This window comes from Shewanella inventionis, from assembly GCF_019931735.1.
GTDB classification, from domain to species: Bacteria; Pseudomonadota; Gammaproteobacteria; order Enterobacterales; family Shewanellaceae; genus Shewanella; species Shewanella inventionis.
In genome coordinates, this window is sequence record NZ_CP082926.1 from 1,646,132 (window position 1) to 1,658,191 (window position 12,060).

Consider the following 12,060-nt stretch of genomic DNA (forward strand, 5'->3'; position numbering starts at 1 on the left):
CGTTTAGGCAAGGCATTGATTGTAGGTAATGGTTGTTCCCTTTCCAAAATCAATAACAAAGAATAAACGCGGCTAGTATTGAAAACACGGTGAAGCTCTCAAACACGTATCTTCTAGTTGATTGGGTATACAATAAAGGCGACATCATTGTCGCCTTTATTGCTAGTATTGCTAACGTTAAAATAAATAACCCATTTATGCAGCTTTTGCTGGGATGCGTGCTAATACGGCTAGTAGTAGCTCCCAATATTGGCCCACAGTTGTAATGTTTACCATCTCATCTGGGCTATGTGGATAACGAATGGTTGGGCCAATCGATACCATGTCCATGTGAGGGTATGGCTCTTTAAATAAACCACATTCAAGACCAGCATGGATAACCATTATGGTTGGATCTTTTTTGTAAATATCATTGTAGGTGTCACGTACAATCGCCATTACAGGCGAGCTTGTGTCTGGCTTCCATCCAGGGTAAGCACCGCTTAAGTCGATACTTGCGCCCGACAGGTTAGCTAGGGCGGTAAGCATGCCTGCGACCTCTTCTCGGCCTGAATCAATTAATGAACGAATAAGGCAAAGCACTTCAACACTTTCATCTTCGGTACTAATGACACCAACATTGAGCGAGGTTTCGGTCACACCTTCTATTTCGTCACTCATACGAATAACGCCATTGGGGCTTGCATGAAGTAAATCTATCAGGGTGTTTTGTGCATCTTCGCCCATGACTTTTGTTGGAGCATCAATATCAGCAAGTGCTAATAGCATGCCAGGATCTGCTACCGCTAACTCTTCACGAACTAATGCTTGAAACGAAGCTACAGCTTGCTTTAGCGCGTCAATATTCTCGGTTGGTAACATAAAGTGAATATTGGCTTCGCGTGGGATGGCATTTCGAAGTGAACCGCCTGTAAAACTCACTAACTCTAAAGCTAATTCATCACTGTATTTAAACAAAAAACGAGCTAGAAGTTTGTTTGCATTGCCGCGGCCAAGATGAATGTTAACGCCGGAGTGTCCACCTTTTAAACCTGATAAGGTTAGTGAAAAGCTGGCATTGCTATGCTCTGGCGCTTGCCAAGACATGGGTACACTGATTTGCGCGTCAACACCACCGGCGCAGCCCATGTAAATTTCGCCTTCTTGTTCTGAATCTGTGTTAATTAAGATTTCAGCATCAAGGTAGCCGGCTTCTAAACCAAAGGCGCCTGTCATGCCAGCTTCTTCATCAATAGTTAGTAATACTTCGAGTGGCCCATGTTTGATGTCAGTACTGCCAAGTACGGCTAATGCTGAAGCCATACCAATACCGTTGTCTGAGCCTAATGTTGTGCCTTTAGCTTTAACCCAGTCGCCGTCAACATAGGCTTCGATTGGATCGGTTTCAAAATTATGCACTTTGTCGGCATTTTTTTGTGGCACCATATCGATGTGAGCTTGTAGCACCACGGTTTTGCAATTTTCCATTCCCGCCGATGCAGGTTTACGAATAATAAGGTTACCGACTTTGTCTTCAACTACGGCAAGTCCTTGTGCTTTAGCCCATTGTTGAATATGTTGCGACAACGCATGTTCATGTTTTGATGGATGTGGAATTGCACAAATTTGTTCGAACCATTGCCATAGTGGCTGAGGATATAATTGAGTTAATGCAGTCACGAAACGCCCTCTAAGAAGAATTCAATCGGATAATACGGCGTGTATTTTAACATATTCTGTGGCGTTACTTGATATTGGCGCACCAATTTGCCAAGGTTTAGATCATAAATCTGTAAATAATTATGAACCCGCAATTTTAAACGTGAATAAGGAATTTTATGTCTCAAACAAATCAAATTGCTCAGGCATTTCAAGTGCCGTTTATCGATGTAACAAATGACGATGCCATTTTTGAAGGGGAGGGCTGGGACGCCGTTGTGGTCGTAGCACCAAGATTGGCTGATATTAAGCAGGATGAAATTAATTTACTGGCAGCCCATGCTAGTCAAATCGATCTGCGCGTCGGTAAAAGTGCGACTTTGTTATTAGCGCCAGGTTTAGCGGGGGGGCGTTTAATTATTTCGCCAGTTGTAGGCGCTGATGATGCATACAATGATGTGCGAATTTTTGCTAAAGCGGCCAGAGAAGGGATTGCTATTGCAAAAGCGGCTGGAGCCAGTAAGCCATTGCTTGTTGTACCTAGTTTGAGTGACTCTCGGTTTAAAAATGCGCAGCAAGTCGCAGCGCTGGCGTGTGGCCAAGAGTTATGGCAACCACTAGAAGCAAGAGAAGCGAAATCATTAGCCCCAAGTTTTAGCGCCATAGGATTACTCAATAGCGATACTCATAGCTTACTGATTAACGCTGCCGAGTCAGGAAGAGTGCTGGCTCGTGATCTTTGTGGCACAGAACCAGAACGCATGTCTGCTATTGGTTTTGCTCAATATTGTGTCAATGCTTTTACTGGTAGCGGTTTAACGGTGTCGGTAGTCGATGAACTTGAGCAACTAAAGCATGATTATCCATTGTTAAGTGCGGTAGGTCGCAGCTCATTTGGTGTGGAACGTCATCACCCGCGAGTGGTAAAACTAGAATATGTTGGCGAAGGTACTATAACTAAAACTTTATTATTTGCTGGTAAAGGCGTTGTTTACGATACGGGCGGCGCAGACATTAAAGTTGCAGGCTCTATGGCTGGAATGAGCCGCGATAAAGGCGGCGCGGCAGCCGTTGCTGGACTAATGAAGGCGCTATCTATCCTAAAACCTAAAGGCATTAAAGTGGTGGCAGAGTTAGGGCTAGTGAGAAACAGTATTGGTAGCGATGCTTTTGTTACCGATGAAATAATACAAAGCCATGCAGGAGTGCGAGTGCGGATTGGTAATACTGATGCCGAGGGTCGACTTGTGCTGGCCGATTTATTATCGCATTTGCGTAGTCAAGCTGAGCATGAAGTGAATCCTCAGTTATTTTCAGTTGCAACGCTAACAGGCCATGTCGTTCGAGCTTATGGCGGCTATACAGCATTGGTAGAGAATTGTGTGGCTAAACAAAAAGGCATAGCAGTTGCTTTAGCTGATGTTGGCGAGCAATGGGGAGAGCCGTTTGAAGTGTCTCGCCTACGCCCAGAAGATTTTGACAAAGTGGCTGATAAAAATGGTGCTGCAGATGTTGTGTCGTCTAATAATGGCCCGTCATCGATTACTGCTCGCGGTCACCAATATCCAGCGGCTTTTCTTTTAAAAGCTTCTGGATTAGCCCAATCTGAGCTGGCATTTACTCATATTTATATCGCGGGTAGTGCTGTTGAAGGTGATCCTCTTTATGGCAAGCCAACGGCTAACCCTTTGGTTGCTTTATTACAGTTTGGTTTTTTGTGATAAGGATTTGGTTTAATCAATTGTTTTGTATCAGTTTTATTTTTGCGTCACAAGCTGTTAACAATAATAACACATAGTTTTAGTGTGCCAAATTGGTAATTAAATAACTTTTAATGACATTTTTGTGAATTCAATCAAATAATACTTGTAATTAAATTACAGTTTTGTATAATTCTTTTCGTCGGCAAGCAGTGTGATTGTCGGCTCTAGTTAATCCAGGATGGATATAGCCTCCAAGGATCTGAGTGACAAGTTGTCTCAACGGATTTGAGAAATGTACGTTCCAAGGAACCGAGCCAAGCTTTACTAGGTTTATGCAACTTAACTTTTATTCAGGAGAAGACCATGTCTTATACAGGTAACGGCAAAATTTATTGGCAAAACACTTGGTTTGCTGATGTATCAGTTTTACGTGGCGGTATTTTCGCCATGAAACTTTAAGAATTGACCCTCTTAAAGTCGCTTTAATATCCATCAACCTTTTGTTCGTCTCGTTTGACGTTTTAGACAAGGTGGTAAGTTAGTTAATTTATCGCCACATCACGTTAAGTGATGTTAGCTTTCCTTTCCCCATATGGGATGCTTGTAACATGTCTGCCTACTCTATTGAGTAGGCTTTTTTTTGCCTTAAATTTATTAATTCGCTGTATAAAAAACTGAAATCTTTGAATAAAAAGACGGTTTGTAGCTATCGGTGCTGTAAATAATTATAATCCCCCACCTTAAAGTTGGCATAACTTCACATTGTTGGTTTTATGACCCCGTTATACTGCTTTATTGTGTTGTGTGACAGCTTACTTATTTAGCTTAACCCCCACCTAATGCATTTAAAACAATTACTTATACTTAACCCTTACCCAAGGAACCTTGTTCCATGTTAGAAAAATTATTTAAATTAAAGCAAAACAATACCAGCCTAAAGCAAGAAGCTGTTGCCGGGTTAACTACCTTTTTAACCATGGCATACATTATTTTTGTTAACCCAATGATGTTAGCTGATGCAGGAATGGACCACGGTGCAGTATTTGTTGCTACCTGCTTAGCCGCTGCGTTGGGGTGTTTAATTATGGGATTATTAGCCAATTATCCCATCGCACTAGCACCTGGAATGGGATTAAATGCCTTTTTTACCTATACCGTCGTCGGTGAGATGGGTTACAGCTGGGAAACCGCATTAGGTGCGGTGTTTATGTCTGGTGTGTGCTTTTTGATTTTATCGTTAGTGAAAATCCGAGAGTGGATTGTTAACAGTATTCCAATGTCACTTCGTTTTGGTATTGCTGCTGGTATCGGTTTATTTTTAGCGTTAATTGGCTTAAAAAGTGCTGGTATTGTGGTTGCAAGTCCTGCCACTTTAGTCACTATGGGCGATATTACGTCATTCCCTGCGATGATGGCGGCATTAGGCTTCTTTTTGATTATCGCCATGGTACAGCGCGGCTTAAAAGCTGCGGTTATCTTCAGTATTTTAATTGTCACCGTATTAGGTTTGCTATTTGGCGATGTGCAATACAACGGCCTTGTTTCAATGCCGCCATCTATTGCGCCAACTTTCATGAAAATGGATCTTTCAAGCGTGCTTGAAGTGAGCATGTTGTCGGTTGTTTTTGCTTTCTTATTTGTCGACTTATTTGATACCTCCGGCACTTTGGTTGCTGTGGCTCAACGTGGTGGTTTACTTGATGACAAAGGCCGTTTACCAAGGGTGAAGCGTGCGTTAACTGCCGACAGTGTTGCTACCATAACTGGCGCTGCATTGGGGACATCGACGACAACAAGTTATATTGAAAGTACAGCCGGTGTGAGTGCTGGCGGTCGTACCGGATTGACCGCGGTTATTGTTGGGTTATTGTTTATAGCAGCATTGTTTGTTTCACCTTTAGCTGGCATGGTTCCCGCTTATGCGACTGCTGGCACATTATTTTATGTCGCCATTTTAATGATGTCTGGCTTAATCAATGTAGAGTGGGATGACTTAACAGAAGCTGCACCTGTGGTGGTAACCTGTTTATTAATGCCATTAACCTTCTCAATTGCTAATGCTATCGGGCTTGGTTTTATCTCTTACGCTATGATTAAATTATTAACCGGTCGTTTTAAAGATCTTAATGCTGGTGTGCTTGTGGTTGCTGCATTATTTTTGATTAAATTTATTTATGGTTAATAATCGTTTAATTTACGTTTTAAGCTGTGCTTAACGCGTGATTATACCGCAAAGGGGCTTTTAGCCCCTTTTTTGTGCTTTAAATATAAAAAAAGCCCTCTATTAGTGGCTTTCACTATGAATTATGGACGTTATTGGGTATAAAAATAATTCGAATATTTATAGTTAACTGAGTGAAGTCATGGGTTATCGGCGTGTGGTGGTAAAGTTAGGTACAAGCGTGTTGACATCGGGCAGTAAAAAGCTTGATAAAGCACATATGGTCGAGTTAGCAAGGCAAATGGCCATGCTAATGCGTGCAGGTGTTGAAGTGGTGTTGTGTACTTCAGGTGCAATTGCCGCAGGACGTGAACACCTTCATTACCCCGTATTCCCCGACACTATGGCCAATAAACAATTATTAGCTGCCGTGGGGCAAAGTCAGTTGATATTAGCCTGGTCACAACTGTTTAGTATTTATGGATTGCATGTAGGGCAGTTGTTATTAACCCGTGCAGATCTGCAAGATCGCGAACGCTATCTTAACGCGCGTGATACGCTAAATGCGCTGCTGGCAAACAACATTATCCCAATTATTAATGAAAATGATGCAGTGGCGACCAATGAGATTAAAGTTGGCGATAATGATAATTTATCTGCCCGAGCAGCCTTGTTATGTGATGCTGATCTACTGATTTTATTGACCGATCAAAAAGGCTTGTTTGATGCCGATCCTCGCACCAATCCTGATGCGCAATTAATTAAACAAGTCGTTAATATCGATGACAGTTTGCGTTTGCTGGCTGGCGGTTCTGTATCAGGGTTAGGCACTGGCGGAATGGCCACTAAATTAGAGGCAGCTGACATTGCTCGCCGTGCAGGTATTGAGGTGGTGATTGCTTCAGGCCATCTCCCAGATGTGATTGCTAAAGTCGCTGCACGAGAGTCGGTAGGTACTCATTTTAGTGCGATTGAAAACCCATTAGAAAGCAGAAAACAATGGATATTAGCTGGCCCTGCAACTCAAGGGAAAGTGGTTATCGATGCTGGGGCATCAGCGGCTGTTGTAGCAAGTGGCCGAAGCTTATTGTCAAAAGGTATCGTGGCTGTTGAAGGTAAGTTTGAACGTGGTGCAACCTTGTTAATCGTTGATCAAAAAGGAAAAGTGTTGGCTAAAGGTATGAGCCGATATTGCGCCAACGATTTAATTAAAATTAGTGGTAAACACTCAAATGACATTGAACCCTTGTTGGGTTATGACTACGGTGACGCAGTTATTCATCGTAATGATATGGTTGTTCTCGATAATTAAGGATAAGTAAATGTCTGCCAACGAAACAGAGTATTTAACCCAGCTTGGACAGCGTGCAAAAGCCGCAAGCTTTATATTAGCCTCATTGTCAGCAAGGCAAAAATCGGCTTTGCTTGTTGAGATTTCACATCAATTGGCTGCGCGTACAGATGACATTTTACAAGCTAATGCCCAGGATGTAGCGAGTGCTAAAGCAAACGGCTTAACTGAGGCCATGATCGATCGTTTAATGCTTGATAAAGGCCGATTAGCCGGGATTATTGCCGATATTGATAATGTAATAGCACTTGCCGACCCTGTCGGTAACGAGTCTGAAAGTCGTGTTCTTGATAATGGATTGCGTTTAACTCGTCGCAGTGTGCCTTTAGGGGTGGTTGGAGTGATTTATGAAGCTCGCCCTAATGTGACAGTCGATATTGCTGTATTAGCCCTTAAAACGGGCAATGCAGTTATTTTGCGAGGTGGTAAAGAAACCTTATCATCAAACAAAGTGTTAAGTGACATTATTCGTTCTGCTTTAGCGATTCAACAGTTACCTCAAGATGCTGTGCAGCTTATCGACTCGCCAGATCGCAGTATTGTTAGTGGTTTACTGCGTTTAGATAAATATGTCGACATGATTATTCCCCGTGGTGGGCAAAATTTGCAACGCTTATGTGCAGAGCAGTCAAGCATTCCAGTGATTTTAGGCGGCATTGGGATTTGCCACTTATTTGTTGATAAACATGCAAATTTAGTACGAGCGATTGATGTGATAGCCAATGCTAAAGTACAACGTCCAACCGTGTGTAATGCGTTAGATACCTTATTAGTGCACCAAGGTGTTGCTGCAGAGTTTATTCCCAACATTGCCTCACATTTACATTCACTTGGGGTTCGGTTTCATGCCTGTAACAAAGCATTACCTTATTTAGATGGCTTAGGGTTTGATGTCACACCAGCGCATGATGAGTCATTTTCTACCGAGTGGTTATCGCTAACATTAGGGATTAAAGTGGTCAGTGATATTGATGCTGCGGTTGAGCATATTAGGCAATATTCAAGTGGCCATTCTGAGGCCATTTTAACCGATGATATACACGCTGCAGCTCATTTTATGAATCAAGTTGATTCAGCGGCTGTGTATGTTAATGCCAGCACTCGGTTTACCGATGGCGCTCAATTTGGCTTAGGAGCAGAAGTGGCGGTAAGTACCCAAAAATTGCATGCCCGTGGGCCCATGGCGCTTGATGCATTAACAACTTATAAGTGGCTTGCCTGGGGAGATTACACCAGTAGGCAATAAAGCATATTAATCATCACTAATATAATGGCGCAAATTTGCGCCCTTATTTTTGTGCAATCACGGCTTATAAATTATAAATTAGGTGGCTTGGCGTAGCTGGAAGGGTAAAACGTTCGTAAGTGGTCATTAACCAAATAATGAAAAATGCGCAGGTCATTAAAATTGCGACAATGCGAAAAGCTTGGGCGTATTCCATGACAAATGTGAAATAACGACGCTGCACGGCATTGGTCAATAGGGTTGCAATTAATGCAAATACACACAGATACATTGCAGGGTATTGAGTTAAACTGACGCCATAGCATTTCTCATAGGCCATAATTACCCCAACAATTGTTAAAATAACAATCCGTATTTTACGTTCAGTGCTATCACTGAAATTCCATCTTGGCAGTCCCATTGCCTCACATCCTCAGCATTAAATCTACTTTTAAGCTTGTATATTGTTATAACTCTGATCGTTTTTTTTATCAAATATTTAGCGGTAAAATGGCACGCTTTACTGTCAGTGGCGATGGCCCATTTATTATCCACTGGTTAATAAGGCAAATGCGGTATTTTGTTTATAACATAATTTTTTTATCCGTCCCCTTGTAATTCCATTTGTCGTCCCAATATAGGTATCAAGGCTGATATGAGTGGTGAAAAGTGAACCACAAAATAACCAACCAAAAGGTTGAAAAATACGTAGTTCATCCCCATATCAACATCAAATAACATATTAGTGACGTAATAGCGTCAATTCTGGAGGACCCCATGGGCAAAATTATTGGTATCGACTTAGGCACGACAAACTCTTGTGTGGCTGTCCTTGATGGTGGCAAAGCACGCGTAATCGAAAACGCAGAGGGCGATCGTACAACTCCTTCTATCATCGCTTATACCGATGATGAGACTATTGTCGGCCAACCAGCAAAGCGTCAGGCTGTCACTAACCCAGCAAACACTTTCTTTGCAATTAAGCGTTTAATCGGTCGTCGTTTTAAAGATGATGAAGTACAACGTGACGTGAACATTATGCCATTCAAAATTATCGCTGCTGATAATGGTGATGCATGGGTTGAGTCGCGTGGTAACAAAATGGCACCACCTCAAGTGTCTGCTGAAATTTTGAAAAAAATGAAAAAGACGGCAGAAGACTTTTTAGGTGAAGAAGTCACTGAAGCGGTTATTACCGTTCCTGCTTACTTTAACGATTCACAACGTCAAGCTACTAAAGATGCTGGCCGTATTGCAGGTCTAGACGTTAAGCGTATTATCAACGAGCCAACAGCGGCTGCGTTAGCTTACGGTATTGACAAAAAGCAAGGCGACAACATTGTTGCAGTATATGACTTAGGTGGTGGTACATTCGATATCTCTATCATCGAAATCGACAGCAACGACGGCGACCAAACATTTGAAGTATTAGCGACCAATGGTGACACTCACTTAGGTGGTGAAGACTTTGACAACCGTTTAATCAACTATTTAGCTGATGAATTCAAAAAAGACCAAGGCTTAGATCTACGTAAAGATCCTTTAGCAATGCAACGTTTGAAAGAAGCAGCTGAAAAAGCAAAAATCGAGCTTTCAAGCACTAACCACACTGAAGTTAACTTACCTTACATCACAGCTGATGCAACAGGTCCTAAGCATTTAGTGGTTAAAATTACTCGTGCTAAATTAGAGTCATTGGTTGAAGACTTAATTCAACGTTCTTTAGAGCCGTTGAAAGTTGCCCTAGCTGATGCAGACTTATCAGTATCAGACATCAACGAAGTGATTCTAGTTGGTGGTCAGACTCGTATGCCTAAAGTACAAGAAGCTGTTACTAACTTCTTCGGCAAAGAGCCACGTAAAGACGTTAACCCAGATGAAGCCGTAGCCGTAGGAGCTGCAATTCAAGCTGGTGTGCTTTCTGGTGATGTAAAAGACGTACTATTACTTGACGTGACGCCACTATCACTTGGTATTGAAACCATGGGTAGCGTAATGACTAAGCTTATCGAGAAGAACACCACTATCCCGACAAAAGCGAGCCAAACGTTCTCAACTGCTGACGACAACCAAAATGCGGTAACCATTCACGTATTACAAGGTGAGCGTAAGCAAGCAAGCGCTAACAAGTCTTTAGGTCAATTTAACCTTGAAGGCATTGAGCCAGCGCCACGCGGTCAACCACAAATTGAAGTGGCATTTGACATCGATGCTGACGGTATCTTACATGTGTCTGCAACAGACAAGAAAACAGGTAAGAAACAAAACATCACCATTAAAGCGTCTTCTGGTTTATCTGATGAAGAAGTGGAACAAATGGTACGTGACGCAGAAGCTCACGCCGATGAAGATGCTAAGTTTGAAGAGTTAGTGCAAGCGCGTAACCAAGCAGACGGCTTAGTTCATGCAACCAAAAAGCAAGTTGAAGAAGCGGGTGATGATTTACCAAGCGACGACAAAGAGAAAATTGAAGCAGCGATTGCCACTTTAGAAACAGCTATTAAAGGCAAAGATAAAGAAGCAATGGATACCGCGACTCAAGGTTTAATCGAAGCGTCGGCTAAGTTAATGGAAATCGCACAAGCTAAAGCACAAGCTCAAGGCGGCGCAGAAGGTCAAGCACACGATGCTGGCCAATCAAAGCCTGCTGATGATGTTGTTGACGCTGAGTTCGAAGAAGTGAAAGACGACAAAAAGTAATTAACAATTTCAGTTAGTTACCATTGAAGCGGGCGTTGGGGCTATCCTCACACGCCCGTTTGTATAAATTGATTTTAACAATTTACTCATACCTTCGAGAAACAGAACACTATGTCAAAGCGTGATTATTATGAAGTTCTTGGTGTCTCTCGTGACACCAGTGAACGTGAAATTAAAAAAGCGTACAAACGCTTAGCGATGAAGTATCACCCAGACCGTAACCCTGGAGATAAAGCCGCAGAAGCCAGCTTTAAAGAAATTAAAGAAGCGTACGAAATATTAACCGACAGCGACAAAAAAGCCGCTTATGATCAGTTTGGTCATGCAGGGGTTGATCCTAATCGTGGTGGTCATGGCGGTGGTCATGGTGATTTCGGCGATATCTTTGGTGATGTATTTGGAGATATTTTTGGTGGCGGACGCCGTGGTGGTCAACGTCAAGCTGCTCGTGGTAGCGACTTACGCTACAACCTTGAGTTATCACTTGAGGAAGCTGTGCGTGGCTTAACCAAAGAGCTGCGAATTCCAACATTGGCGGCTTGTGATCTGTGTGATGGCAGCGGTGCTAAAAAAGGCAGCTCAGCGACAACTTGTGGCACCTGTCATGGCCAAGGCCAGGTACAAATGCGCCAAGGTTTCTTTGCTGTGCAACAAGCCTGTCCTACCTGTCATGGACGCGGCAAAATTATTAAAGATCCGTGCGGTAAGTGTCATGGTGAAGGCCGTGTTGAAAAGAGCAAAACACTGTCTGTTAAAATTCCTGCAGGTGTTGATACCGGCGATCGTATTCGTCTTTCTGGTGAAGGCGAAGCAGGTGAATTCGGTGCGCCTCCAGGTGATTTATACGTTCAGGTCAGTGTACGAGAACATGCTATATTCACCCGTGATGCAAACAACCTCTACTGCGAAGTGCCAATCTCATTCAGTAAAGCCGCGTTAGGTGGCGAGATTGAGGTGCCTACACTTGACGGTAAAGTGAGCCTTAAGATCCCTGCCGAAACCCAAACAGGACGTATGTTCCGCTTGCGTGGCAAAGGGGTTAAATCGGTACGTAGCCATGCAGTAGGTGACTTACTGTGTAAAGTGGTTATGGAAACGCCGGTGAACTTAAACGACAAGCAAAAAGAGCTATTACGTGAGTTTGAAGCCACACTAACTGGCGAATCAAAAAAGCACAGCCCAAAAGCGGAAGGCTTTTTTGATGGGGTTAAAAAGTTCTTTCAAGACCTAAACAGTTAATAACGCTAATTTGCGCATCATTGGAAGGCTGTTTACTGCGGTA

General features: G+C 42.8%; 8 protein-coding genes. 6 read left to right on the top strand and 2 right to left on the bottom strand.

Features of this window, described 5'->3' with window-relative positions:
- Window positions 1-195 precede the first annotated feature (195 nt).
- Window positions 196-1,659, bottom strand: coding sequence for an aminoacyl-histidine dipeptidase (locus tag K8B83_RS07495; protein WP_223419476.1), 1,464 nt, complete (start codon window positions 1,657-1,659; stop codon window positions 196-198).
- A gap of 158 nt (window positions 1,660-1,817) precedes the next feature.
- On the opposite strand from K8B83_RS07495, the gene K8B83_RS07500 reads away from it, so the two are divergent.
- From K8B83_RS07500 to K8B83_RS07515, 4 genes are all read left to right on the top strand, one after another.
- Entirely contained in the window at window positions 1,818-3,359 is a 1,542-nt protein-coding gene (locus K8B83_RS07500) for a M17 family metallopeptidase (protein ID WP_188740244.1), read from the top strand.
- Between the two features lie 874 nt (window positions 3,360-4,233).
- Window positions 4,234-5,523: an NCS2 family permease gene (locus K8B83_RS07505; RefSeq protein WP_188740245.1), complete on the top strand. Its 1,290-nt coding sequence runs from the start codon at window positions 4,234-4,236 to the stop codon at window positions 5,521-5,523.
- Window positions 5,524-5,704: 181 nt separating this feature from the next.
- The gene (gene proB, locus K8B83_RS07510; RefSeq protein WP_188740246.1) at window positions 5,705-6,814 is read left to right on the top strand and encodes a glutamate 5-kinase; all 1,110 of its coding nucleotides are present in this window, start codon (window positions 5,705-5,707) and stop codon (window positions 6,812-6,814) included.
- A gap of 10 nt (window positions 6,815-6,824) precedes the next feature.
- Complete coding sequence (locus tag K8B83_RS07515; protein WP_188740247.1) at window positions 6,825-8,099, top strand: glutamate-5-semialdehyde dehydrogenase; 1,275 nt, start codon at window positions 6,825-6,827, stop codon at window positions 8,097-8,099.
- Between the two features lie 64 nt (window positions 8,100-8,163).
- Here K8B83_RS07515 and K8B83_RS07520 read toward each other — a convergent pair whose 3' ends face one another.
- Entirely contained in the window at window positions 8,164-8,499 is a 336-nt protein-coding gene (locus tag K8B83_RS07520) for a hypothetical protein (RefSeq protein ID WP_188740248.1), read from the bottom strand.
- A gap of 356 nt (window positions 8,500-8,855) precedes the next feature.
- Here K8B83_RS07520 and dnaK point away from each other — a divergent pair, with 356 nt between their 5' ends.
- Both dnaK and dnaJ read left to right on the top strand, forming a co-directional pair.
- Window positions 8,856-10,778 carry a molecular chaperone DnaK gene (gene dnaK, locus K8B83_RS07525; RefSeq protein ID WP_188740249.1) on the top strand — a complete coding sequence of 641 codons (1,923 nt, stop codon included), beginning with the start codon at window positions 8,856-8,858 and terminating at the stop codon, window positions 10,776-10,778.
- Between the two features lie 111 nt (window positions 10,779-10,889).
- Window positions 10,890-12,017, top strand: a complete 1,128-nt coding sequence (gene dnaJ / locus K8B83_RS07530) for a molecular chaperone DnaJ (RefSeq protein WP_188740250.1) — start codon at window positions 10,890-10,892, stop codon at window positions 12,015-12,017.
- The last annotated feature ends 43 nt before the right edge of the window (window positions 12,018-12,060 follow it).